Below are 22,967 nucleotides of genomic sequence, written 5' to 3'. Positions count from 1 at the left end.
TATTCGATTTATTCCAGATATATGGCTATCTCTCTTATCTGACCGTTGCGAATCTGTTCCGCCCGGATACCGGGCACACAGCTCCCATGGATCACTTCCTTCGTATCCTTCAGCTCAATCCTCCTGACAACCGCAGCATTCTGGCCAAAGGTCGCCCTGCGTCCCGGATTATGATAGGTCACCCTGCACCTGGAGAAAAGGGTGAAGGACGCACAGCCTTCCCCGTCAAACATCCAATCTGCCAGCTTGGGCTCAAAATGCAGCTTCAGCTCTCCCTCTTCAAAGGTGAATATCCGGGAGCCCATGAACATCTCAATCCACATGCTTAAAATCTCCGTAGTGGAACCCGTCAAGCGTGCCACATAACCACGGCCGTGAATGCCGGGATTGGGATTCTCACTGGAAGCCAGGAAGGAGGAATTCTCCAGAATACTCCTTCCGTACTCCGCCGGATCCCGGAACACTACCATGCCCGTGCGAATATCCCGGTAGAACTCTTCATACAGACCGGCACGCAGCAGGGACAGCAAGTATTTATATTCCATATGCAGGAAGACGCTTTCTCTCTCCAGCCACCCCGGAGTAAAGGCACGGATTCGCCCGTTCTCCATGGAGATATGCTCAATGGGAACGCTGGTCTTGTACATCCCCAGCTTCCTGTCATAAAGCTCGCTTTCCCGCACTTTCTGATACAGTTTTTCCGCCTCCCGCTTATCCTTCAAAGCCGGAAGCAGCTTTGCAGGCCCTTCCAGAAATGCCGGAAGGGGCTGTGCTTCAAACTCCTTCACCACAGCCTTCGGCAGTCCGTAGCCGCTGATTACCGGCAGTCCGGACTCATCCGAAACCGGTTCGAAGGAAACCGCACGATAGGTAAAATACGTCGGAACAATTCCGTTTCCATAGGTACAGGCCTTTTCAATCCCCTCCTCCAGCTTCTTAAGGAAGGCTCCGAATACCTCTTCCAGTTCCTTCGTATTCCAGCTGCGGCAGCTGCCCTTAATCCCAAACCGGACCTCTTCCCGGAACTGCTCCCGCAGAGTCGTTACCCTGTCCCAGTAGGTGTGATCTGACCACCCGCTGTTCTTCGCCTCCTCCAGAAGCTGTGCCGTTCCCGACAGGAAGCTGCTGATCTCCTCCGGCAGCTCCAGCTCACCGTCCAGGGTTACATTCGCATGAAGGAAGGAGATCAGGCGCTTCAGCTCCAGGGTCTCCGACATACCGCTGCCGAACAGACCCGGCAGTCCGTTCATGGCATCATTCCAGCCCGGCTTGCCGCCCTCCATTTCCACACCCATGCCATAGGGATCCAGGGAAGAGAATTTATTAACCGCCAGCGCAATCATCTTACCCATCAGGGTCGTTACGGCATAGTCCCCCTGCTTTGTCCTCAGCCAGTTGGTGCCGTTCTTTTGAAATCCTTCCCGGTTCATCTTCTCTTCATCATGAACCAGTGCGCCGTACTGCCTTACCTCATTCTTCTTCGTAATAACGTACTTCTCACTGCGGGGAAGCACTCTGGCGGGACTGTCATAGAATCGATAGCTTCCGTCCCGGAAAAGAAGCTGCTGCTTCTTCTCAGGGAAGATGGACAGATAGCTATCCACCAGATCCATGTTATAATCCCAGTGGTCACTCCAATACCCTTCTCCAAAACCGGCCTCAATATTCTGAACACTGGCCGCAAGAAGTCTTTCCAAAAGCTCGTCCTCACCGCATTCCAGAAGGATATTGTGTCTGGCAATACAATTGGATATCTGTCCCGGCGTAAAGGGCTGGTCAAGGATTTTCCACAGCTTCTCTGTCCCCTCTCCCTTTAACAGCTCCCGGATCCCTTCCCGGCGCTCCGGCTCCAGCCGAAAGGTGGAGGGACGCACCTCCAGGGGGTTATAACCGTCAATCTGTATTAATTCAAAGAATGTCTTAACATTAAAATCTTCTATCTCATTATGGAAGAACACATCATTTCTGCGGTTCTGGCTTACATCCCGGAAGTTTCCATTTCCCTGGGAATAATATTCACCGGCAATGGAGAAGAAATTGTAATCCCTCTCGGGGTCACCATGCTTTCTGCTGAACAGGTGCACTACGGATTTTTTCCCATCTTTGTCAAAAACAAAGGGATAGCCTCCCCGAAGAAAATTATCCAGATAATTTTGCTCCATATACTGGTCGAATACCGGCACTCCGGAGCGGGTTCTGATGTCGGCCGTCATCCGGTCTGCCAGCTCATCCGCCATGGCTTCATTTTTCACAATAAAGTCTTCGGCACAAAACTCCGGCAGCTTCGAATTCAATTGCCCGGTGCTTCCTGCAAATCCCGTCAGGGAATGGAACCCTCCAACCTCCCCTTCCTTCAGTGTAAGACAGATGGGGGTAAATCCGCAGGGAACCTTGTTGTAAAAGCATTGGTCCGCCTGAACCAGCTCTTCCAGGGAATGCTTCAGGAAAGCGACAGGCTCTACCAGAGAGGTATCATAATCAAAGATGGCCTCCGCATCATAAATTACCGGCATTACCCTGCCCTCATGAATTCCGGCATAGTAATAACCGCCCTCTACCTCGGATACCTCCGCCGAATCGTCACTGGAGGCACGCATAGTATAGTAAGGAACCTTCCGCTCCAAATTCTTAATCTCCGTCCAGCTCTTGAAAAGGTTGGACATCTCCTTATACTGCCCATTGGCAATTCCGTAGGGGATGATCCGCGGCAGACCGTCGAGAATCTCCAGCCGTTTCTCCTCCCGGTCCAGATTCTCCAGCTCAACCTTTCTCACCAGAGCCCCGATGCTGTTGCCAGGCAATACAAAATACTTGACCCGGATCCGGAGTCCGTATTCTCGGTTCTCTTCCTCAATCCAGAAACTGTTCTTACGGATATAAAAGTTCCTCTCCGCCCCAGTATGATATCCCCGGAAGGGCTCAAAAAACTTCCCGTTGCATTTGATAAATGTACGGTATCCCTTAATCGATGTATTCTCATATGCGGTATTCGCCGGATTAAACTCCATGATCGCATTGCTTTTATTATGGATACCAAAGCTGTTCACACCCTGTCCCCGATTCGTATAATACACCCACAGGGGAATTCCCTTTTTTCCCGCCAGTCCGGGGAGAAAGCTGGAGAATGCCGGCAGTTCGTCATAGCCCGCTATCTTATATACATCATCTGTTAATTGATACTTGCTCATTCCAACCTCCATCTGCCGCCCTCACGGCATATCAATATTATATCATGAACCAGAACCGGGTTCATGATCCTGTTACTCCAATCGGAAATTGCAAGCAGGCTTGCATTTCCTCATTCCGTTTTCATTATATCCTGACAATGCAGGTATCCCTAACCACCAGGGTGGGAGATAGTCTCGTCACACTTCCCTTGCATTTGTCCCCCTCTTCAATTAAGCGCAGCAGCTCCGCCGCACTTACATTGCCCAGCTCCGTCACCGGACTGTGAATGGTGGTCAGCGCCGGTTTATAATAAGAGGACAGCATGACATCGTCAAAGCCAATGACGCACACATCCTCCGGCACCCTGTAACCGCTCTCCATCAGAGCCCGGATACAGCCCCAGGCCATCTCATCATTGGCACAGAAGAATGCATCCGGCGGTGTAATCCCCTTCAACAGCAGAACCCGCATCTCACTGTAGGCAACCGCTTCTTCAAAATAGCCCTTTAAAATCAAATTTTCTTCCACCGGGAAGCTGTACTTCTCCATTGTATCTATATAGGCCTGATATCTGGCCGCATCATCAAAATTATCAATTCCGTGGATATAGCCAATCTTCCTGTGCCCTTGCTTGATCAGATACTCCATGGCAAGCGCGGCACCTCCGTAGCTGTTGATTACTACGCTGGACATCCGGCTGCCGCTGTATTCCCTGTCAATGAATACGACGGGCATCTCGGTAACGGCTATTCTCTCCACATATTCATTATGCAGGCTCTCGTTGAAAACGATGGCCCCCTCAACCCCCGAGGAAATGATCATGCTATAAATCTCGTCACTGGTATTCTCATTGCTGATATAGATATTAAGCATATATCCCTTCTGCTTACACTGCATATGGACCGCCTGAATCAGCATCCGGTAGAAGTCACCCTGGATGCTGGAAAGAAACAGACCTATGGTATTCTTTTTATTCGACTTCAAAAACTTGGCATTCATATTCGGTACATACTTCAGCTTCTCCACCGCCTCCAGTACCTTCTGCTTCTTCTCGTCACTAACGATATCAACATTGTTTAATACATTTGATACGGTTGAGATTGCCACCCCGGCTTCCTTTGCTACATCCTTAATCGTTACCATCTGTTTCTCACTCCTGATCTTCTCCTAATTCACGGGCAAGCCCGTGCGGGCGTTCTCCGCGCACTGCTCACTACGCATTCCTTATTCCGCTTTCATTATATCATGAATAAAAAGGCTATTCATGATCTTGTTGCTCCAATCGGAAACCGCAAGCAAGCTTGCATTTCCTCATTCCGCTTTCATTATATCATGAATAAAAGGCTATTCATGATCTTGTTGCTTCAATCGGAAACCGCAAGCAAGCTTGCATTTCCTCATTCCGCTTTCATTATATAATAGAACCTATTGGATATCAATAATAAAAACATTTTTATTTAATTCTTTTATGCATTTTAAACATAATGCTGCCAATATAATCAAAATAATTATTGTTTTTAAATTAATTTCGCAATAAATTACGCTAAAACATTCAACTTTTTCCACTTATTGTAATAATATCTTGAAAATACGATTAGAAACGTTTTTTATACGGTTTGTTCTATGTTTTGTCATAATAAGTAAATTTATAAATTTTTTTCTTATTTTTTGGCGCATTTTCTCTTTTTAGACATAAGATATAGTAGGATTCAGAGAAAAATATAAAAATCCTGAAAATAATTAAAGGAGGAATTATTATGTGTATAGATGAACTGTACCGCTGTATCGGCCAGACAGTTACTATTTTTACAGCCAGCGGCGGGGCATCCGGATGCGGCTTTACCGGTGTACTGACCTATGTCAGTCCGCAATTCGTAACCCTGGTGAACCAATTTGGGGCTCCGCCGTCCAATCCCTTGAGTGAAGCCGTGTGCTGCCGGGGGAATTCCGGCTGCGCCGAGGATTCCGGCCGCAGATCCGGCTCGGCATGCGACATCCCTACCAATATGATCGCTGGTTTCTGCCACAGTGCATTTTAATCCGGATAAACCGGTTTATAGGATCGTATCAGATAATTTGAAAGGAGAAATAACTATGTCATGCATATCAAATAGCTGCAGCAGTAATAATAACTGCGGCAGTAACAATAGCTGCAATAGCAACAACAGCTGTAACAGTGGCTACAATAGCAATAACAATAGCAATGGCCGCTGCGGCAGCGGCGGTAACAGCAATAGCGGCAGCCTCTACGGCAAGAACCGCGGGCCCAGCTTTCTTGAAAACGCACAAGATTATATCGGAGAGACTGTTACTGTTTTCACTTCCAGCGGCGGAGCCGCCGGCTGCGGCTTTACCGGTGTCCTCATCTCGGTAAATCAATCCTGCCTGCGCCTCGTTACAGGGCAGGGAGCTGCACCGTCCAATCCCCTTGCCGAGAATGTCTGCTGCAACATGTCCGACGATTATTCCTGCAGGGATTCCTACGGAGATTCCTGCGGAGGAGGAGGAAAACGTCCTCCTTGTCGTCCCTCAGGTTCTGTCTGCTATATACCGATTGATCACATTGTAGCCTTCTGCCACAATGCCTTATAGCAGTTCCCTGTTATAAAATACAAAAGCTCCTGTAACCGGTATGTCACTCCGTCCCGGTTACAGGAGCTTTATTATTGAGGAGCACCTATTCCATCACCCCAACCCTGGGTACCTCGTTCAGCCGCTCCATAATTCCCTGATGGCATCTCATGAAGGCAGCGCTTAAATCCTTTCCCGCACTTAATCCAAAATGGTTTCCTCCTGCCCAACGAGCCAGGGAACTGACATCATATACAATGCCCTCCACGGCAACATAAGCCGGTCTCCCATCCTTCCCGTCATAAAAGCTAAGCTCCTCCGGCGTAAAATTTCTTATTTCATTCATCGCTTCCTCCGCCGCTTCGCTGCTACGCATGTATTTAATAATCTATATCCCTTTCACCCCGAAATTATACCCTCTTCTTTGCAATATTCTGAATGAATGCCAGACTCTTCCCGTGATAACATCACAGAAACTTTTCCTTTTATGTGTTATAATTAATTCATTATAAACCAATCTGAGAGAAAGGCATGGATACGGATATGAAAAAACAGACTCTTTTAATTACATTATTTGCAATCCTGATTCTGGCTGCCGCGGGCTGCGGTCAAAACACCTCCTCACCCGGTACGGACACCCCCTCTCCGGAACAAGAGGAGAAGGTCCTTATGAAAATTGACGCAAAGCAGGCCAAGGAAATGATGGATACCGATTCCGGCCTGATCATTCTGGATGTCAGAACCCAAGAGGAATATGAGGAAAGCCATATTAAAGGAGCTCTTCTCCTCCCTGATTACGAAATAAGCGAAAAGGCTGAAGAACAGCTCAAGGACAAGAATACAGCTCTCCTTGTCTACTGCCGCAGCGGCAGAAGAAGCGCTTTGGCAGCTCAGGCACTCAGCGATCTTGGCTATACCTCCGTATATGATTTTGGAGGAATAATTGACTGGCCCTATGATGTAATAACGGAAGCAAGATAGAATTCCCCTTTGCTTACATTATCCCAAGGCTCTTGTCGTCGCTGTTGGCCGCATCATTTGCCTTAATATAGTCCACAATCTCACCCGCGGTAGTAAAAGCCATGCCCACGTAGCTGTCAGCAGCACCGTAATAAATAGCGATTCTTCCGGTAGCCGCATCGGTCAGAGCCGCACAGGGGAACACTACATTGGCTACAAATCCCCTTTCCTCGTACCATACTTCCGGCGTGAGGATAAAATTGCTGCAGCGGTATTTTACAACGGAGGGATTATCAATATCCAGAATACAGGCTCCCATGCTGTACACAAAGCCGTTGCAGGTTCCGGTAACTCCGTGATAGAACATCAGCCAACCCTCGCTGGTCTCAATGGGAGCCGCACCTCCGCCGATCTTCACAGACTGCCACCACTGCTGCCCGCGTGACATCACATGACGGTGCTTGCCCCAGAACACAAGATCCGGGCTCTCACTCAGGAATATGTCGCCGAAAGGGGTGTGTCCGCTGTCACTGGGTCTGGACAGAAGGACAAAATTACCGCCGATCTTTCTGGGGAAGAGTACACCGTTCCTGTTAAAAGGGAGAAAGGGATTCTCAAGCCGGACAAACTTTTTAAAATCCTTTGTTTTGGCCAGCCCCAAAGCGGCACCGTAGAAATCTGTACACCAGATAATATAATAAGTATCCTCTACCTGAATTAATCTGGGATCATATGCCGACTTCGGCATGAAGGGCTCTCCCCTCTCATTCTCAAAGGGAATTCTGTCCGGCTCATAGCTCCAGTGAATTCCATCCTTGCTGCGTCCCATATACACATGGGGAATACCGTCCACCTGCTCGCCGCGGAATACCCCGATAAATTCACCCTGATAGGGTACCACCGCACTGTTAAAGATCCTGGCTACTCCGGGCAGCGGATTACGGTTAATAATAGGATTCTCCGAGTATCTCCACACCGGACCGGCACAGCCTGCCGGTTTCTCCTGCCAGGGAATATTGGGTAAGTTACCTGTAATCATCTTTACTTTGCTCATAGTTTCCTCCTTATATATGTAGTGCATTAAATCGCGCTTAATCATGCATTATACTTTGCATTTTGTTTCATTTTTTGCATGTTTTATATGTGCATAATATCACATTCCAGAGGCATATGCAATAAAAATTGTGAAAATCAAAAAGAAGTCCTTTTGCACCCACAATCCGGTGCAAAAAGACTTCCGTGCAATCCTCATCCGCAGCTTATTCTGCCCTTCCCTCTACCGATTCGAGGACTGGCGCAGGATTATCTCTACCCCGATGCTGATGACCTCCTTGGGAAAACCGGGATTTTGAATCCGCCACATCAGCAGCTGTACTAATCTTCGGCCCAGCCTTTGATTTCCAACTCGCACTGTTGTCAGAACCGGCTCCGCCTGCGTCATCCCTTCCACATTGTCATAACCGGTTACCGCCACATCCCGAGGCACTGATAATCCTCTTGCCTTAAGGCAGCGAATCACATCCAGGGCAATGTCGTCATTGGCACATACAATCGCCTCCGGCATGGAGGAAAAGCTGTTCAGCGCCCTGTCCACCTCATCCGTTTTATAAAATTTATACGGGGTATGATAAGCGGCTATGATGGATGGATCCGGGTTAATCCCGGCGCCCTGCAAAGCGCTTAGATAGCCCTGGTACCTGTCATTCATAGTTTTACAATAGGTGACATCACCGATGAAGCCAATTCTCCTCAATCCCTTGGAGATCAGATCTTCCGTTATCTTTCTGATACTGTGGAAGCCTTCGCATATTACAATATCTCCGTAGCCGGAGATACTCTCTATATCACAGGGAGCATCCAAAAATACCACAGGTATATTCTGCTTCATAATCTGTTGGATGTAATCTGCCGAAAATACACTGAGAATAATGATTCCATGCACCTCGGCCATGAGATCCAGGGGGAGCACCAAATCCCTTTCATCCTGCTCACTGATAAAATTAAACTGCAGCTTACAGCCGTATTTGTTAAGCTCATCCGAAATCCCCATAATAATACTGTTCCAGAAAACCGATATCTCTCTCCTGGTAAGCACTACAATGGTCTTCGTCTCATCCACCTTGTTTCTCAGCTTAAATTCATTCAGCACTACCGGAGACAGCTTGGAATACCCCATCTCATACGCTTTTTCAATCACCACGTATCTCGTCTCATAGGATACGGTATCACTGTTATTCAACGCCTTTGCAACTGTATTCCTGGACAAATTCAAGGCCTTTGCAACATCCTGGATTGTAACCTTCTTCATTGTGCTTCTCTCCTTTATTCCCTTCCTGTCTCACTGTCAATCCCATCCGTCTTTATTTCCTGATGGCATTCCCAACAAGATCTCAATGGCATTATTATGCATATCATGTTCATTCCATTTAAAGATGCAATCCCCTTGCACCAATACTATATACGGGAAGTTTACTATATTGTGCTCTTGGTTTCAAGTATTATTTCATATTTAGTTATAATTCTGTGTACCATTGCACGAAAAGGCACAAGAAAACTCCGGCTCCCTTCCAATCCGGATGCCGGAGTTTTCTGAATAAAGTATTATTGCCGGAGAATATCCAAATTCCTGTGAATCAGCTCGCATCTTTGCCGTACGCATTCCACAGAACGAAGGGGATCCGGGGGAGTACAAAAGGTATAGTCCACCAGCCGGTCAATAGTGGTAGAAGCCACATGGAGCCGGGTATCCGAGGATGCATAATAAATATACACTTCACCGTTATCCCTGGCAATTGCGCCGTTTGTGAAGACTACATTGGATACGTCTCCAACCCTTTCCTCTCCCATGGGAGCGATATAGAAACCGGAAGGCTCTGCAATCACCTTGGAGGGATCCTCCAGATCCGTGGCAAATACATAAATTACATAGCGAAGTCCTGCCGCCGTATTGCGCACACCATGAGCGATATGAAGCCATCCCCTGTCGGTTTTGATGGGAACGGCGCCCGCCCCGTTTTTCGCTTCAGTAATGGTGTGGTACTTTCTTCTGCTGGTAATTACCTCCCGGTCAATTACCGCATTGGTAATGTCTTCACAGAACCCGACGCCGATTCCTCCGCCAGAACCGGTCTCGATAAACCCATCCATGGGACGGGTATAGAACAGATACCTGCCATCCACAAACTCGGGATGGAGAACCACATTCCTCTGTTGGGGTGATTGGAGCGTCTTCAGATTATTCAGCCTCTCCCATGTCTTCAAATCCCTGGTTCTTACAATTCCCGCTTCCGCAACTGCCGCAGACAGGTCCGGGTTCCCGCTGTCCTTGCTTTCCGAGCAGAATACACCGTAAATATAACCGTCTTCGTGCTTCGTCAGACGCATATCATATACATTCGTCTCCTGCTTGCAGGTATCCGGCAATTCCACGGGGTAATCCCAGAACCGGAACCCCTCCACCGGGCTCTCACTTTCCGCCACGCCAAAGAAGGATTTTCTGTCATTTCCTTCTATTCTGGCCACGAGATAGTATTTTCCGTCCAGCTCCACAGCTCCTGCGTTAAAGACGGCATTGATTCCGAGGCGCTCCATGAAATAGGGATTGGTCCTCTCATCCAAATCATATTTCCAGAACAGCGGAATATGTTCTCTGGTCAGCACCGGGTTCACATAGCGTTGGTACATACCGTTATATTGGGCGCTTTTTTCATTCTTTCTGGCAATCAGCCTCTCATACTTATCCAGTTCAATATAGTAATTAGGATGCATCTTTATACTCCCCTTTCTTCGTTTTACTTTTCTGTTTCTTAAAATTGAATCCCCTTGTTAATTACTTCAAAGCACATTCTTCCGTTGTGATAGGGACATTTCCATGGGCCTGCCAGCTCCTTTGTTTTGATGGGCGTTCCATCCCGATACAGCTCGTTGAACCATTCCGATCCCGGTCTGGGATCGATGACTCTGGTCTTGATATAGTCCCAGATCCGTCCGGCGCTCTCCAAATAATCTACCCGGTCCGGCTTCTTCTCATAGCCGTTAAGAAAACCCAATACCGCTTCCGCCTGTACCCACCATACTTTTCTGGTATCCACCCTGCCCTCTTCGCACTCATTATTCAGCGAGTCTGTATCCATGGCAACCGAATGGATGTGGTCGGTCAGATCCATGGTAACCGGTCTGATCAGCGCAGTATATACAGGATCCTGCAGCACCTGGGTACTCCGGTCCAGCAGCCAGGCCGCCTCAATATCATGACCGTAGGAATTAAGATCAATCAGAGAATTCATCTCCAGATCAAAGAACACCTCTAACCTTCTTCTGCCGGGATGGTAGACCTTCTTTGCGAACAGCTCCAGCATCCACCGTATCTTATTCCCAATGAATTCCTTCCGATCAACCCGGTACAGCTCCGTGTAGGCCTCCAGTACGTGAAGCAGGGTGTTCATGGTTCTCCCCGCCATCACTCCGTTTTCCGACAGCTTCTCATTGGAGGCAGGGCTGAAATTGCGGTCAAAAGCCTCCAGGTATCCCCCCTCATCCCTGCACTTACCTTCCATCTTATCTGCCAGGGAATAGGCCAGGGAAAGCACTTCCCTTTCGCCCGATGCTGCGTAATAGGAGGACAGCCCATAGACCGCAAAGGCCTGGCAGTATGTATGCTTCATGTCATCCGACGGCCTGCCGTCATAGGTCACGGACCAGAATACACCTCCGTTCTCCTTATCATAGAAACAGTCTCTTAAGAATTCCCAGGCATGTCCGGCGCAGGCCAGGCACTCCTTATCCCCCAGTGTCAGATAGGCGTTGGAAAAGAACCACAGAATCCGGCTGTTGAGAATACAGCCCTTGTCCGCCTTCTTGAACAGCTTCAGATCAAAATCCATCTCCCCATAATACCCGCCGTGCTCCTCATCCTTCATTCTCTGCCAGAAGGGTATGATATCTCCGACCAGATGCTCCCTGATTTCTTTTACCCTTATCATTATTTTCCTCCTTCATTGCTTGTTCTTCTATGAGTTCGGATCTCCTGCAGGCAGATTTCAACTGCTTCCGCCGGCAAAGCGTCCGATATCTCCAATGTGCTATTCCATCTCCTGCTGCTCCTCACCCACATGGGACAGAACCAATTCCAGCTCCCCCTTCATCCGAAAGCTTCCATACCCATAGGGAATAATAAAATGATCTCCCTTGGCTATGGCCCTGTTGTCAATCTCACCGGAACCGTTGATCACACTGACATTCAGAAAGGGCTTGTCCTGCTTCCATTCCATCTCCCCATGAAGCAGAAGGTGCCTGACACCGTAATACGCACAGGCGATCAACTCCCGGTCTTCTCCGAAGGCCGTCCGGACAATCTCCCCTTCCGGACGGATATCCTCATGGGGACACCGAATTACGTCAATGCTTTTATCAATATGCAGTTCCCGGGGCTTTCCCTGATCCAGCCGGTCATAATCATACAGCCGGTAGGTGATATCACTGTTCTGCTGGGTCTCCAAAATCATAGTCCCCTTCTTGATGGCATGAACCGTGCCCGGCTCTATCTGGAAGAAATCTCCCTTCTTCACCGGCCGTACCCGAAGCAAATCCTTCCACTGCTTCTCCCGGATCATCCGGGCCAGCTGCTCCTTATCCCCGGCATTATGCCCGATGACAATCTCCCCGTCTTCGTCACAGTCAAGGACATACCAGCACTCTGTCTTGCCCAGGGCACCGGCTTCATGCTCCCTGGCATAATCATCGTCCGGATGCACCTGAATACTCAGGTCCGTTCTCGCATCAATAATTTTAATCAGAAGAGGATACACCTCTCCCTTTACATTGCCAAAGAGCTCCCTGTGGTTCTCCCACAGCCAGCTCAGGGTCCTTCCCTGGAATTCCCCGTCTTTGATCTCACAGTCTCCGTTTTTATGAGCACTGATGGCCCAGCATTCCCCCGTATGATCACCGGGAATCTCATAGCCGAATTCCGTTGCCAGCTTTGTTCCGCCCCAGATCATCGTCTTAAATACAGGCTTTAAAAATATGATCTCCTTCATCCTTACGTTCCTTTCCCATGTGGATTGTTTTTGCATTCTACTTAAAATATTATTAACCATATCCTTGCTCCTGTCAACTGTACCCATGAATTTTTCATGATCCCCTGCAACCCATAAATTTTCCATGATCCCCGCATTAAGAATTCAGCCGGCAGCGATGCTGCCGGCTGAATTCTTAGCTCGTACATTTATCAACTCATTCTCTTGTCTATTTTACAATTCTCTGTCTCCTGCGGGTACTTAGTATCAGTATGATCAGAGACAGCGCTCCAAAGAACAGATAGGACTGCACTATGGGAGCGAAATTATAACTGCCCCCCTGCCAGAAGCCTACGAAATCACTGCTGATATAGGACATGGGAAAAACCCTGGCAACAGCCTTCATCCCCTTCGGAAGATGATCGACGGTAATTCCCATCATTCCGCTGAGGATCATAAAGCCAAAATACAGGAACATAGAAACCGCATAGGTAGGTCCGAACTTACAGAATATGTTGGAAATTCCATGAGCCAAAACGAATAATATGACGGACAGCAGATACAGGGCCGCAACCAGAATAACTACTGAGCTGGGTGCAGGCACCTGAATATCAATAATCATCATCGCAGACACCAGATAGATCAAAAGAGCCACTGTCAGGAATATAAAATAAGCGATCATCCTGGCAGCCAACACCGTTCTCTCCCGGAATCCGAACAGGTTCATCCTTAAGGGAATCTCCTTCTCCAGCTCCTGTGAATAATTTGCCGCATACCCAATCAGCAATATTGCCATGGGAATAATCATGCTCATAGTGATAAAAATGGATGTAATCACTTCCGGATAGGTCTCCTTCGGCACCTGCCGTTTCATCATAACGGAAAACAGCGCGCACATAAGGATGGGAAAAACCACTCCAAAGAGGATAACAAAGGGATTCCCGGCTATATTGCGCAATTCATATTGAACCAGCCTCCTGCTAAACTGTTTCTGCATTTTTTCTTCCCCCTTCCCCGTTCTCATGCTTTCCAGACTTTAACGAATCCCGGAAGCTTGCTTTCGCATTGATGGACATAATCTCGATATCATTGTTGCTTCGCTTATAGTTAATATCCTCCCGGATCAAAAGCTCTGTGATCTCCCGTTCCAGCTGGCTGTTCTGGCAGGAGAGGGCAATGAGATGCTCCGGCGCTTCCAGCCTGCGCAAATGCTGTGTCAGCTCCCTGTTCCTCTCATTATTATCCACGGTGATTACCGTTTTTCCGCAGTGCTTCCGGAACAGTTCATCCTTGCAGCCGTAGTCCACAACCCGGCCGGCCTCAAGAATTAATATTTTATTCACCAGATATTCCAGTTCCTCATAATAATGAGATACGATACAGAGGGTGGAGGTTTTATGCCGGTACCACTCTCCCATCTTGGACATCAGCTTCTGTCTCGTTTCAAAATCCAGTCCCGAGGTGACCTCATCGAAAAACACCAGGGGCGCGTCCTGGATCAGCACCAGGATAATGGTTAATCTCTGCTTCTGTCCTCCGGACAGGGCGGAATATCTCTTATTTAAACAGCCTTCAAAATCAAAGAAGGCGATGAGTTCCTGCAGCTGCTCATTTTTCTTAATGCTTGTGTCCAGCACGGTTTCTATGATATGCTTCACCGCCATGGTATTGACATAGTGATTCTGCTGCAGATGAACTGCAATTTCTTCCGGCTTGAGGCCGGTGACAATGCTTCCCTGGTAATTTGTCAGTCCCAGAATGCTTTTAACCAGCGTGGTCTTACCGGCTCCGTTGGACCCGATAATACCAATGCGGTCTCCTTCCTCAAAGGTGATCTGTTCCTCGATTGACAGGGCCAGCTGGCTTCCATACCGGACCTGCAGGCTGTTAATAACCACCATAGGGCCTCCCATCCTCTCATTTATGAATTTTTATTTCTGTTTATGGTACGATTATAACAAAGGCATATGAATTTGAAATGAAGATTCCATGCATATATCATGACAGATAAGATGATTCAGCAATTAATACACCCCTTAATAGACAAACCTTCCCATACGATAATGAAGAGTCCGCAAGCGGACTCTTGTGTATCGGCGCAGCTGGTAACAGCACCATATGCAAATTCCTGTTTCCTCTCATTATACAGACGTTGCAGGATTGCCTCGGAAGACAAGCTCAGCCTCGACTCCTCCGTCAATATTGCGAAGCTTCACCTGACAGCCCAGAAAACCTGCATAGTAAGACACCACGTAAAGTCCCAGCCCATGCCCCTTATTCTGATCCACACTGGTAACAAAGGGGTCGAATACATGGGGCAGCAGCTCCTCATCAATGGTCACACCATAATTGCTGATACGAATTCTTTCCTCCTCACAGGATATATGAAGCCGCCCTTCCCCCGGAGTAAAGTAAACCGCATTGGAAATCAGATTATCCAGTATCTTCTTCATCAGCTCCCTGTCGGTATCAATGCTGAGCGGATGCTTCTCCCAGATCACATCAAGGGCCTTTTCCTCTATCTGGACACGATAATTTCCAAGGCACTCCTCCAGCAGATCCGGCAAGGATATACGCTCCAGCTCCAGGTTCTGGGAGCAGTGGTTCAGATAGATAATATCCTCCACAATCCTTTCCATGGACAGAAGCTGTTCCTTCACCCTCGGCAAATACTCCTTCACTTCCTTATATCTTCCCACCTCGCTGATCATTCCCTGTACCAGCAGCAGCGCCGCGGAGATGGGAGTCTTCAGCTGGTGGGAGGATGCCCTGAGGAAGACCTCCTGCCGTTTATTCTCTTCCGTCAGATGCTGGTTCTTAATCTCCAGCTCCCCATAGCTTTCCTGTATTCTCTGATATAAACCGTTCAGGCTCTTCCCCAGGCTGCTGATCTCATCCTTCCCGGTTATCGGAATCGGCTCCAGTCTCAGATCCTTCTCTGACGCCCTGTACTGGGCATGTCTGGCCAGCCGGATAATCGGCTGGATAATGTGCCTGGAGAATATCCGGGAGGATACCAGGACCAGCAGCAGGGTAACCGCTACGATCATGGGCAGGCTTTGAAAGATAATCGGGCTGATCTCTTCTATTCTCGGAGTCATGATGGGCATAACAGTAATATCAATTGTCTCTTCTGTCATTCCCAGGGCAATATAGCTGGTATAATAATTCTGGCCGTCCGTTACATTTCCCTCAAAGATCATCAGGCTCTCCGATTCCATATGCAGCTTTGAGGAGAGTACCCGAAACGTATCTTTATCCTGAAATAATTCAATATCAAATTTCAGAGGATACTGCTCCAACAATTCAGACATTGCCGGCAGCGTCTGGAGTTCCAGTTCCTCCATGATCTGATCCAGATTAAAATCCTCTTCCCCAACGGATGAAAGCTCCTTCGTATGGGCTGCATAATACCGGATCTTCTCAAGGAGCTCCTGAATCCTCCCTTCCTGAACCTCTACTGTAATCCGGAAAAGCTTATTCACTATAAAAATACGGTTCCCTGTCTTCGGAATCTCAATTGTTATGGTCGCAGAGGGATTCTTGACCTCCAGCCGGTCATAGCTCCTCAGCTCCATATAACCCTCCTGCAGAGCCAGAACAGAGGCATAATTTCTATTTTGCATATAGGATACATACAGGGGGGGAAGCATGAGAATAAAATATCCCACAATCAGGGATATCATAATAACGGAGATCACCGCACTGTAAAGAAAGGTTTTTCTGGATAGACTCATTATTACTCCCCTCTAAGCTTCATCGTTAAATTGGTAGCCTACACCGATTACTGTCTTGATATAATTACAGGGCAGTTTTTTGCGAAGATTTTTTACATGGGCATCTATAATCCGGTCATTGCCGATATAATCCTCATTGAAAATTCTAAGGATCAGCTGCTCCCTGGTGAAGGCTCTTCCCGCATCCTTTTTCAGTACTTGAAGCAGCAGGAATTCGCTCAGAGTCAATTGCAGGGGAATATTATTATAGAACGCCTGGTAGGAGTCCTCATTCAGATACAGCCCTTCAATTTTCTCCTGATTTTTATTAGACGGGCGGGTCCTCCGAAGTATGGTCTCCATCCGCTTCAGCAATATTAAGGGTGAGACCGGCTTAATCACATAATCATCTGCATAGAGATTAAATGCCTTTACCTGGGTATACTCATCATTGATTGCCGTCAGCATGATCACCGCCATATCAGGCTTGGAGCTTCTGATGTATTCCAGAACCTCCAGGCCGCTCTTCTTCGGAACCATAATATCCAATACTGCCAGATCAAAAGATGATGCTTCCAGCAGCTGGATGGCAGCTTCTCCATCCTCGGTTGTTGTAACATCGTATTGCTGCAGCCTCATATATTCTGCCAGAACCTCTTGTATGGTCGGTTCATCCTCCAGAAACAGCACCTTTACCATCGCATTCCTTTCCTTTCCGCCAGGGGATATTTATGTATTTATTATATCTCCTGGTTGTTGCTTCGTCAATCATTGCAGAAATGGTAAAATCCATATTATACATAACTATAATAAGGAGTTTTTATTCTGTCCATTTCGTGTTATACTGCTTCTATGATAAAGAAAGCAGCAATCAATGAAGTCATCGTATCATTTATGATTAACGGAGGTCAGACATGAGATATTTCAGCAGAACTAATCGATTGGCAAATATACTTTTGGCTTTGAGCGGCATCTGTTTTATTGCCATGTTTATTACTTTTTTCAAGGGGCAGGAACTTCGCTTTTTCTTCTTTCTGGCATCAACCCTCTTCTCCCTGATTATTGGCATAGCTCTCAAAGGTATTGTAAAAGATGCAAAAGAGGATCTGGGCATAATCAACAGCACGATTCACGGAAGCGGAAAAACCCTATGATGTTCACAGCCGAGGATATAATTTTATGAAAATAGACAGGCTCCTTGCCATAACCATGTACCTTTTGAACAGAGGAACAGTCAGCGCATCAGCGCTGGCGGAACGGTTCGAGGTATCCAAACGTACGATACAGCGTGATATTGACGCATTGAATCAGGCCGGCATCCCCATTATATCCACCTACGGCAAGGAAGGCGGCTATGAGATCATGGACGGCTTCAAACTGACCAAACAGATTGCCGATGTGGAGGATTATCTCAATATCATTGTTGCTCTGAAAGGATTAAGCTCCGCCATAGACAGCCGAAAAATTAACGAGACACTGGAAAAGGCACTTACTGCCATGCAGGGTGACCAACAGCGGGTATTCATAAATCTTTCCGCAGCACGTGAGCGAACCTTTGTTAATGAGTCTTTAAAGATCATTGACAAGGCAATTGATAATCGGACACCGCTGAGGATTGACTATACCAATGCCGCCGGTGACATATCGGAGCGGATCGTTGAACCTCTGGCACTATCCTATCAATGGTATTCCTGGTATCTCTTTGCCTATTGCACAGCAAAACAGGATTATCGCCTGTTCAAACTATCAAGGGTCTCAAACTGCCAGGCTGCGGCAGGCAGCTTCTCAAAGCAGCACGGCAATACCGAAGCCCTGATGAAAATTGCATCCGCACCGGACAAGAGAACCTATCTCAGCATCCGCTTGCTCTGCAAAAAGGAAATCCGGCAGCAGGTCATGGAATATTTAACGGATCATGTGGTTGAAGAGCGTGAAAACGGAGATTTTATAGCTGCCATGAGTGTTCCTCTTGAGCGCATGTGGTTTTCTTTGCTGATGGGATTTGGAAGTCAGATCCAGGTATTAGAGCCGGAGATATTAAAGAGCATGCTGCGGGAAAGAGCGGAAGAAATTTTATCTGTCACTTAGAATAGCGACACACAGTTGTCGCTATTGTTATGTTATCCTTTTATACAAAGGAGGGTGATACTTATGAGATTTTACGAAGAAAGGGATCTGGCTCTGTGCGGTCTTGCCTGCGTCCTGTGCAGCGCTGAGGATTGCCCCGGCTGCAAAACCAGGGGCTTGAAAGACGGGTGCGATTGCACGGTATACAATTGCGCAGCAAAGAGGGGCCTTGACGGCTGTTACCAATGCGATGATTTTCCCTGTGGGGAAGATATGCTGCAGGGTGTCCGCAACCGGTCTTTCAACCAATATGCCAGACAATTCGGCAAGAAAGATTTGCTTGAGCGCTTGCGTATCAATTGGGAAAACGGCATTGCATACCATAAGCCGGGAGGCTTAAAAGGTGATTATGATCAATTGGATACGGCAGACGATATACTAAGGCTTATAAGGTTTGGCAGCCATAATCCTTATATACAATGCCCCATCCTGGAAACGGAACATTTTATTCTCCGGCTGGTGCAGCCGGAAGATGCCAAGGATTTATTGAATTGTTATTCTGACCCAAAGGCTCAGCCGCTTTTTAATGCCGACCGATGTGACAATGATTTCCGCTATCAATCACTGGTAGAAATGGAAACCTGTATTGACTCCTGGCTGAAAGCATATGAAGCGGAAGCATATGTGCGCTTTGCAATAGTGGATAAATCTCAGGGCAGAGCGGTGGGAACGACTGAGATGTTCGGTATGATAGGACAATTTAAAACACCCCAGGGTGTCCTCCGGCTTGATCTCTGTTCCGAATATGAACATACCGGTTTCATCCGGGAATTGCTGATCCTTTGTACCACTGATTTTTTTCTGCTATTCGGCACGGGTCAAATTATAACAAAGGCGGTTCCCATTGCTTCGGACAGACTTCAAATCCTTTCGGAACTTAATTTCCGGCCATGTGAGCTTCCCGAACGCACACATTCATGGTGTCTGGAACGGGCGGAATAACCAACAGCCGGCAGGCGCTCATCACGAGTCCCTCCGGCTGTACTGTTCTTTGGCTATTTGGCCAGCCAATATCCTTCCTGATTCCTGTCCAGAAGCTGCTCCGAGACCATGTCCCGGCGAATGGTACAGAAATCATCATAGTAATCGGCAATCAGGATATTCACTTCGCGCTCACTATAGATTCTCCCCGGCTCAAAGGCCTTTGCTATCTCCTCCAGCACAATCCGCTCCTTCTTCCGCTGCGCCGGAATCGATTTCAGCTTTCCATATTCAAAGAAAGCGTTGATTACCTTCTGACGATACTGGGCATCTCTCCGGGACTGCAGCTCCGCCTCGTCGGATTCCTCCTTTATAATATCGATCATATTCGCCATGAAAATCTCCTTTCGGAGCGAATACATGGTATAATACTGATTTTTATAAGAGGTGACCGCACCCACATCCAGCAGCTTCTTTAGATGAAATGAAATAGTGGGGGGGGTCAGTCCCAGCCGCTCAGCCAGGCGCTCCACATACATATCCTCCATAACCAGGGATTTTAATATCTGAAGCCTGGATTTATCCGACAGACATTTAAAAAGTTTTATTGCTTCTGCTTCTGTCATTGTTTGTCCCCCCAGATTTCTTTCATTGAGGAACGTATCTCCTCCAATGTCTCCAACTTGATACTTTCAATATGCAGCTTTTCCACATCCCCAAATTGCTCGGCCTTTTTATAGGAATCCCTCCAGGCAGAAGGCAATTCCTCCATCTTCTGCAAATAAAACTTCTGAACAGCCTCCGGATCATTGGTACCCTTTGCAGATTTTAATGCAACGGTAAATACGCTCTTGAAAATATCATAGACATTAGCACGAATCTTTTCAAAAACCGCCTCATCCTTCCGCCCGTCGTCCAACAGCGCATTCCTCTGCCGGCTGCATTCCTCAATTCTTCCATCAAAATATGAGAATACAGCCTCTTTTTTTACATCGTTCATAATAGCCTCCCCTTGTCCATTACGGCATACATTGCCTTATATTCTAATAAAATTGCCATAAAACATATGCATTTTATTCACTTTAATTATACACATATATTCCAGGATGTCAATATCTAATTAGATATTTATATAATCAATCATATTTATTTTAATTATATAAACATTAATTTTTTGTGTGTTTTATGGTATTGATATATGTAATCTATGGATGACTGTATGATTTTGGATAAATGGACCATACTAATCCGAAAGATATGTTGCAGGAGGTACTCGAAATGCGGACAAACGAACTTAAATTTTTCCGTGGCTTAATTCATGGCTTGGCCATCAGCCTACTGCTGTGGATCAGCATCATCACCGGTATTTATTTTGCTTTTCACTAAAACTTTCCCCACTTCTCCATACAGGGCCCCCTTATTTTATGAGGGGACCCTGTACTTTATCAGCATATACAAACAGGCGCTTATCCCTGTTCTTTGCAATGGATTCAAACGGATAACAAGTATACATAATTAAGACCTCTTCCCGGGAGGACAAGATCCCATCCATCTGTCTCTGCGCGTCTTCCGCACTCATTACCAGCACCTCTTTCACCACATAACGATATTCTCCATAATTGGTTCTGCAGGTTACGATATCTCCTTCCTCTATTTTTTCCAGCGGTTTAAAAAAGCTCGTATTATGTCCCGAAAGCAAAATACTGCGTCCAAAGCCCGGAAGAAAGCTTCCGGTATACTGGCCGACTCCGGAATGCAGGATTTCTTTGGTATCCCCCCAGTAAACCGGAGCCTCCAGCTGTATCCTGGCACAAAAAAGCATGGCATAATGCATTCCCAAATCCGGAAATTGCAGCTCATTCATTGAAACCGTTTCTACTTCCTGTTCATCGGCTTCCTGTGCCCCATTGGCATCCGCCCCTTCTCCCAGTCTGAAGCCCGCTGTTCCATAAGAAGACTTGCCATCCTCCAAAGCCCGGGTTCCTTCCTCTGCAGAAAGCTCCGGCTGATAGATCGATTTCAGCTCCGGACCGATCCCTATATCCTCTTTTCTTGACACTATAGAATTAATACCATACAAAATATTAATTCCCGGAAACATGAGCTTTAATATAATTCCGCATCCCACCAGCAGGAGAAGGAATGAGAAGCACAGATATACCAGCCCTCGAAACATTTTTCTCTTCATCTGGCCCCATCTCCGGTATCTGCTCCGACTATCTGATCCGCCATTATCCCTGCCCGCAGATCCGCTATCAATCTCTCCATGATCGCTTCCTTCTCTTCCTCTGATAATCTGCTTTTCTTGGGCTGTTTCTTATATTTCATTGTTTTCTTCCACCGAAGGTATATGTTTCCAACAGCATATAAGAATATACAAGCGGCAAAAACGGACAAAAGCACCCTTCCGCCTATAAGCACCGGCTGGTATTCAAAGCCCGTCTGTTTGATTGTGTTTTTCGCGAGATAGACCTCTTCTCCCTCCGGATCCGTAATATTAACACTTCCGTTCGAAAGGTCAAGAGTGACGGAATAGCCAATCTCTGAAGCGGCTTCGCTGACCAGGGTCAGTAATTTCAGCGCAGTCTCCGGGCTCTGGACATTCATCACATCCTGAATATCCATATCCTCCATAAGGCGGGACACCTCATTCCATTTTTCCGCAACTGCCTCTGCCTGCTCCATGGTAAGATCCGTTTTATTTCTGATTAACTCATTCTCTATTTGATTTAAATACGCAACCGGAATATATCTTGTCTCTCCATCCACTTCCACCCCTGCACCCAGCTTGTCCAGAAGTATTTCTTCCGCCTCCGACAGTCCTGTTGCAGCCAGTGCCTGCCTCGGGCTGGATATTAATAATCCTGCACTGACAATTAAAATTAGCAAATAATATTTCTTCATCCTTCTGCCTCCGTCTTCTTCCTGTGATTTCCATGGGCACCCATAACTTTAATGTTAATTTTAACCGGATTGCTCTGTAATTATTCATAATAACGGCTTATCTCCATCTTTTGAATTTGCCGGTATCATCGCAGAATATGACCTGTGCAGATAAGGACGAATCGAAAAACTGCCGGGAGAGAATTTACTTCCATAAATTCTCTCCCGACAGCTATAAAAGCATCCTCGGAACACTCTATTCAATTAACAATGTGTTAAAACCATACATGGATACAAAACAGAATAAAGAGAAAAAATGCACCCAAAAATATAATTGCAATTAATAATGCAGCCGCTGTAGCATTGAAAGTCAACCGCCATAGCTCTTTTTTCGTCAATGGAGGCTGGGGCTCCTGGCTCTGCGGATATAAGGATTTCCCCTGCATATGCCATGGCATTCCCTCTATATTCATATCGGCAATCACCCTGTCTTCCTCCGGCTCCATCCTTCTATCTGCGTTTTCAGCCTTGCCATTATCTCCTATCTCTCTTCTCATAATTCCATCCATTTCTATTCAGCAAAATTCTGCTTACCGCTTTTCCG

23 protein-coding genes are annotated in these 22,967 nt (G+C 47.0%); 6 read left to right on the top strand and 17 right to left on the bottom strand.

Features of this window, described 5'->3' with window-relative positions:
- Positions 1 to 8: 8 nt before the first annotated feature.
- Entirely contained in the window at positions 9 to 3,188 is a 3,180-nt protein-coding gene (locus HNQ56_RS06525; protein ID WP_429143947.1) for a hypothetical protein, read from the bottom strand.
- Between the two features lie 124 nt (positions 3,189 to 3,312).
- Complete coding sequence (locus HNQ56_RS06520) at positions 3,313 to 4,311, bottom strand: LacI family DNA-binding transcriptional regulator (protein ID WP_429143946.1); 999 nt, start codon at positions 4,309 to 4,311, stop codon at positions 3,313 to 3,315.
- A 614-nt stretch (positions 4,312 to 4,925) separates the two neighbouring features.
- Here HNQ56_RS06520 and HNQ56_RS06515 point away from each other — a divergent pair.
- Both HNQ56_RS06515 and HNQ56_RS06510 read left to right on the top strand, forming a co-directional pair.
- On the top strand, positions 4,926 to 5,207 hold the full coding sequence (locus tag HNQ56_RS06515) for a hypothetical protein (RefSeq protein WP_429143945.1): 282 nt from the start codon (positions 4,926 to 4,928) through the stop codon (positions 5,205 to 5,207).
- Between the two features lie 55 nt (positions 5,208 to 5,262).
- Complete coding sequence (locus tag HNQ56_RS06510; protein ID WP_429143944.1) at positions 5,263 to 5,760, top strand: hypothetical protein; 498 nt, start codon at positions 5,263 to 5,265, stop codon at positions 5,758 to 5,760.
- Between the two features lie 85 nt (positions 5,761 to 5,845).
- Here the strand turns inward: HNQ56_RS06510 and HNQ56_RS06505 are convergent, their stop codons facing one another.
- On the bottom strand, positions 5,846 to 6,115 hold the full coding sequence (locus tag HNQ56_RS06505; protein ID WP_429143943.1) for a cytochrome b5 domain-containing protein: 270 nt from the start codon (positions 6,113 to 6,115) through the stop codon (positions 5,846 to 5,848).
- Positions 6,116 to 6,282: 167 nt separating this feature from the next.
- Between HNQ56_RS06505 and HNQ56_RS06500 the strand changes: the two genes are divergently transcribed.
- Positions 6,283 to 6,720 (top strand): rhodanese-like domain-containing protein, encoded by a 438-nt coding sequence (locus HNQ56_RS06500; RefSeq protein ID WP_429143942.1) that lies wholly within the window; start codon positions 6,283 to 6,285, stop codon positions 6,718 to 6,720.
- Between the two features lie 13 nt (positions 6,721 to 6,733).
- Here the strand turns inward: HNQ56_RS06500 and HNQ56_RS06495 are convergent, their stop codons facing one another.
- The 9 genes from HNQ56_RS06495 to HNQ56_RS06455 form a co-directional block, all read right to left on the bottom strand.
- Positions 6,734 to 7,753, bottom strand: a complete 1,020-nt coding sequence (locus HNQ56_RS06495) for a glycoside hydrolase family 130 protein (RefSeq protein WP_429143941.1) — start codon at positions 7,751 to 7,753, stop codon at positions 6,734 to 6,736.
- A gap of 222 nt (positions 7,754 to 7,975) precedes the next feature.
- Complete coding sequence (locus HNQ56_RS06490) at positions 7,976 to 9,007, bottom strand: LacI family DNA-binding transcriptional regulator (protein ID WP_429143940.1); 1,032 nt, start codon at positions 9,005 to 9,007, stop codon at positions 7,976 to 7,978.
- A gap of 293 nt (positions 9,008 to 9,300) precedes the next feature.
- Complete coding sequence (locus HNQ56_RS06485) at positions 9,301 to 10,467, bottom strand: glycoside hydrolase family 130 protein (RefSeq protein WP_429143939.1); 1,167 nt, start codon at positions 10,465 to 10,467, stop codon at positions 9,301 to 9,303.
- 38 nt (positions 10,468 to 10,505) lie between these two features.
- Complete coding sequence (locus HNQ56_RS06480; protein WP_429143938.1) at positions 10,506 to 11,681, bottom strand: AGE family epimerase/isomerase; 1,176 nt, start codon at positions 11,679 to 11,681, stop codon at positions 10,506 to 10,508.
- Positions 11,682 to 11,780: 99 nt separating this feature from the next.
- Positions 11,781 to 12,737, bottom strand: a complete 957-nt coding sequence (locus tag HNQ56_RS06475) for a type I phosphomannose isomerase catalytic subunit (protein WP_429144449.1) — start codon at positions 12,735 to 12,737, stop codon at positions 11,781 to 11,783.
- A gap of 208 nt (positions 12,738 to 12,945) precedes the next feature.
- Positions 12,946 to 13,713 carry an ABC transporter permease gene (locus tag HNQ56_RS06470; RefSeq protein WP_429143937.1) on the bottom strand — a complete coding sequence of 256 codons (768 nt, stop codon included), beginning with the start codon at positions 13,711 to 13,713 and terminating at the stop codon, positions 12,946 to 12,948.
- Complete coding sequence (locus HNQ56_RS06465) at positions 13,697 to 14,617, bottom strand: ATP-binding cassette domain-containing protein (protein WP_429143936.1); 921 nt, start codon at positions 14,615 to 14,617, stop codon at positions 13,697 to 13,699. Before HNQ56_RS06465 ends, HNQ56_RS06470 begins: the two co-directional genes overlap by 17 nt.
- Positions 14,618 to 14,857: 240 nt before the next feature.
- The gene (locus HNQ56_RS06460; RefSeq protein WP_429143935.1) at positions 14,858 to 16,453 is read right to left on the bottom strand and encodes a sensor histidine kinase; all 1,596 of its coding nucleotides are present in this window, start codon (positions 16,451 to 16,453) and stop codon (positions 14,858 to 14,860) included.
- A 12-nt stretch (positions 16,454 to 16,465) separates the two neighbouring features.
- Positions 16,466 to 17,131 carry a response regulator transcription factor gene (locus HNQ56_RS06455; protein ID WP_429143934.1) on the bottom strand — a complete coding sequence of 222 codons (666 nt, stop codon included), beginning with the start codon at positions 17,129 to 17,131 and terminating at the stop codon, positions 16,466 to 16,468.
- Positions 17,132 to 17,346: 215 nt separating this feature from the next.
- On the opposite strand from HNQ56_RS06455, the gene HNQ56_RS06450 reads away from it, so the two are divergent.
- The 3 genes from HNQ56_RS06450 (at position 17,347) to HNQ56_RS06440 (ending at position 19,501) form a co-directional block, all read left to right on the top strand.
- Positions 17,347 to 17,586, top strand: coding sequence for a hypothetical protein (locus tag HNQ56_RS06450; protein WP_429143933.1), 240 nt, complete (start codon positions 17,347 to 17,349; stop codon positions 17,584 to 17,586).
- Between the two features lie 25 nt (positions 17,587 to 17,611).
- Positions 17,612 to 18,520: a helix-turn-helix transcriptional regulator gene (locus HNQ56_RS06445; protein WP_429143932.1), complete on the top strand. Its 909-nt coding sequence runs from the start codon at positions 17,612 to 17,614 to the stop codon at positions 18,518 to 18,520.
- A gap of 63 nt (positions 18,521 to 18,583) precedes the next feature.
- Complete coding sequence (locus HNQ56_RS06440; protein WP_429143930.1) at positions 18,584 to 19,501, top strand: GNAT family N-acetyltransferase; 918 nt, start codon at positions 18,584 to 18,586, stop codon at positions 19,499 to 19,501.
- Positions 19,502 to 19,554: 53 nt separating this feature from the next.
- Here HNQ56_RS06440 and HNQ56_RS06435 read toward each other — a convergent pair whose 3' ends face one another.
- The 5 genes from HNQ56_RS06435 to HNQ56_RS06415 form a co-directional block, all read right to left on the bottom strand.
- Positions 19,555 to 20,106, bottom strand: a complete 552-nt coding sequence (locus HNQ56_RS06435; RefSeq protein WP_429143928.1) for a DUF2087 domain-containing protein — start codon at positions 20,104 to 20,106, stop codon at positions 19,555 to 19,557.
- Complete coding sequence (locus HNQ56_RS06430) at positions 20,103 to 20,480, bottom strand: hypothetical protein (RefSeq protein WP_429143926.1); 378 nt, start codon at positions 20,478 to 20,480, stop codon at positions 20,103 to 20,105. The genes HNQ56_RS06435 and HNQ56_RS06430 overlap by 4 nt, the downstream gene beginning before the upstream one ends.
- Before the next feature lie 417 nt (positions 20,481 to 20,897).
- On the bottom strand, positions 20,898 to 21,668 hold the full coding sequence (locus HNQ56_RS06425; RefSeq protein WP_429143924.1) for a class D sortase: 771 nt from the start codon (positions 21,666 to 21,668) through the stop codon (positions 20,898 to 20,900).
- Positions 21,665 to 22,384, bottom strand: a complete 720-nt coding sequence (locus HNQ56_RS06420; RefSeq protein ID WP_429143922.1) for a hypothetical protein — start codon at positions 22,382 to 22,384, stop codon at positions 21,665 to 21,667. The genes HNQ56_RS06425 and HNQ56_RS06420 overlap by 4 nt, the downstream gene beginning before the upstream one ends.
- A 254-nt stretch (positions 22,385 to 22,638) precedes the next feature.
- Positions 22,639 to 22,932, bottom strand: coding sequence for a hypothetical protein (locus tag HNQ56_RS06415; protein WP_429143920.1), 294 nt, complete (start codon positions 22,930 to 22,932; stop codon positions 22,639 to 22,641).
- Positions 22,933 to 22,967: the final 35 nt, after the last annotated feature.

This window comes from Anaerotaenia torta, from assembly GCF_050433395.1.
Taxonomy (GTDB): Bacteria; Bacillota; Clostridia; order Lachnospirales; family Lachnospiraceae; genus Mobilitalea; species Mobilitalea torta.
The sequence above is the reverse complement of the archived record's forward strand: the minus strand, read 5'-3'. Positions and strand labels throughout refer to the sequence as shown.

Excerpts from the sequence above, each read along its gene's own strand:
- HNQ56_RS06490 (WP_429143940.1), bottom strand. The coding sequence starts at position 9,007 with ATGAAGAAGGTTACAATCCAGGATGTTGCAAAGGCCTTGAATTTGTCC.
- HNQ56_RS06415 (WP_429143920.1), bottom strand. The coding sequence starts at position 22,932 with ATGGATGGAATTATGAGAAGAGAGATAGGAGATAATGGCAAGGCTGAA.
- HNQ56_RS06450 (WP_429143933.1), top strand. The coding sequence starts at position 17,347 with ATGAGATATTTCAGCAGAACTAATCGATTGGCAAATATACTTTTGGCT.
- HNQ56_RS06505 (WP_429143943.1), bottom strand. The coding sequence starts at position 6,115 with ATGCGTAGCAGCGAAGCGGCGGAGGAAGCGATGAATGAAATAAGAAAT.
- HNQ56_RS06470 (WP_429143937.1), bottom strand. The coding sequence starts at position 13,713 with ATGCAGAAACAGTTTAGCAGGAGGCTGGTTCAATATGAATTGCGCAAT.
- HNQ56_RS06420 (WP_429143922.1), bottom strand. The coding sequence starts at position 22,384 with ATGAAGAAATATTATTTGCTAATTTTAATTGTCAGTGCAGGATTATTA.
- HNQ56_RS06440 (WP_429143930.1), top strand. The coding sequence starts at position 18,584 with ATGAGATTTTACGAAGAAAGGGATCTGGCTCTGTGCGGTCTTGCCTGC.
- HNQ56_RS06525 (WP_429143947.1), bottom strand. The coding sequence starts at position 3,188 with ATGAGCAAGTATCAATTAACAGATGATGTATATAAGATAGCGGGCTAT.
- HNQ56_RS06485 (WP_429143939.1), bottom strand. The coding sequence starts at position 10,467 with ATGCATCCTAATTACTATATTGAACTGGATAAGTATGAGAGGCTGATT.
- HNQ56_RS06465 (WP_429143936.1), bottom strand. The coding sequence starts at position 14,617 with ATGGTGGTTATTAACAGCCTGCAGGTCCGGTATGGAAGCCAGCTGGCC.
- HNQ56_RS06495 (WP_429143941.1), bottom strand. The coding sequence starts at position 7,753 with ATGAGCAAAGTAAAGATGATTACAGGTAACTTACCCAATATTCCCTGG.
- HNQ56_RS06500 (WP_429143942.1), top strand. The coding sequence starts at position 6,283 with ATGAAAAAACAGACTCTTTTAATTACATTATTTGCAATCCTGATTCTG.
- HNQ56_RS06475 (WP_429144449.1), bottom strand. The coding sequence starts at position 12,737 with ATGAAGGAGATCATATTTTTAAAGCCTGTATTTAAGACGATGATCTGG.
- HNQ56_RS06425 (WP_429143924.1), bottom strand. The coding sequence starts at position 21,668 with ATGAAGAGAAAAATGTTTCGAGGGCTGGTATATCTGTGCTTCTCATTC.
- HNQ56_RS06445 (WP_429143932.1), top strand. The coding sequence starts at position 17,612 with ATGAAAATAGACAGGCTCCTTGCCATAACCATGTACCTTTTGAACAGA.
- HNQ56_RS06460 (WP_429143935.1), bottom strand. The coding sequence starts at position 16,453 with ATGAGTCTATCCAGAAAAACCTTTCTTTACAGTGCGGTGATCTCCGTT.
- HNQ56_RS06430 (WP_429143926.1), bottom strand. The coding sequence starts at position 20,480 with ATGAACGATGTAAAAAAAGAGGCTGTATTCTCATATTTTGATGGAAGA.
- HNQ56_RS06435 (WP_429143928.1), bottom strand. The coding sequence starts at position 20,106 with ATGACAGAAGCAGAAGCAATAAAACTTTTTAAATGTCTGTCGGATAAA.
- HNQ56_RS06515 (WP_429143945.1), top strand. The coding sequence starts at position 4,926 with ATGTGTATAGATGAACTGTACCGCTGTATCGGCCAGACAGTTACTATT.
- HNQ56_RS06480 (WP_429143938.1), bottom strand. The coding sequence starts at position 11,681 with ATGATAAGGGTAAAAGAAATCAGGGAGCATCTGGTCGGAGATATCATA.
- HNQ56_RS06520 (WP_429143946.1), bottom strand. The coding sequence starts at position 4,311 with ATGGTAACGATTAAGGATGTAGCAAAGGAAGCCGGGGTGGCAATCTCA.
- HNQ56_RS06510 (WP_429143944.1), top strand. The coding sequence starts at position 5,263 with ATGTCATGCATATCAAATAGCTGCAGCAGTAATAATAACTGCGGCAGT.
- HNQ56_RS06455 (WP_429143934.1), bottom strand. The coding sequence starts at position 17,131 with ATGGTAAAGGTGCTGTTTCTGGAGGATGAACCGACCATACAAGAGGTT.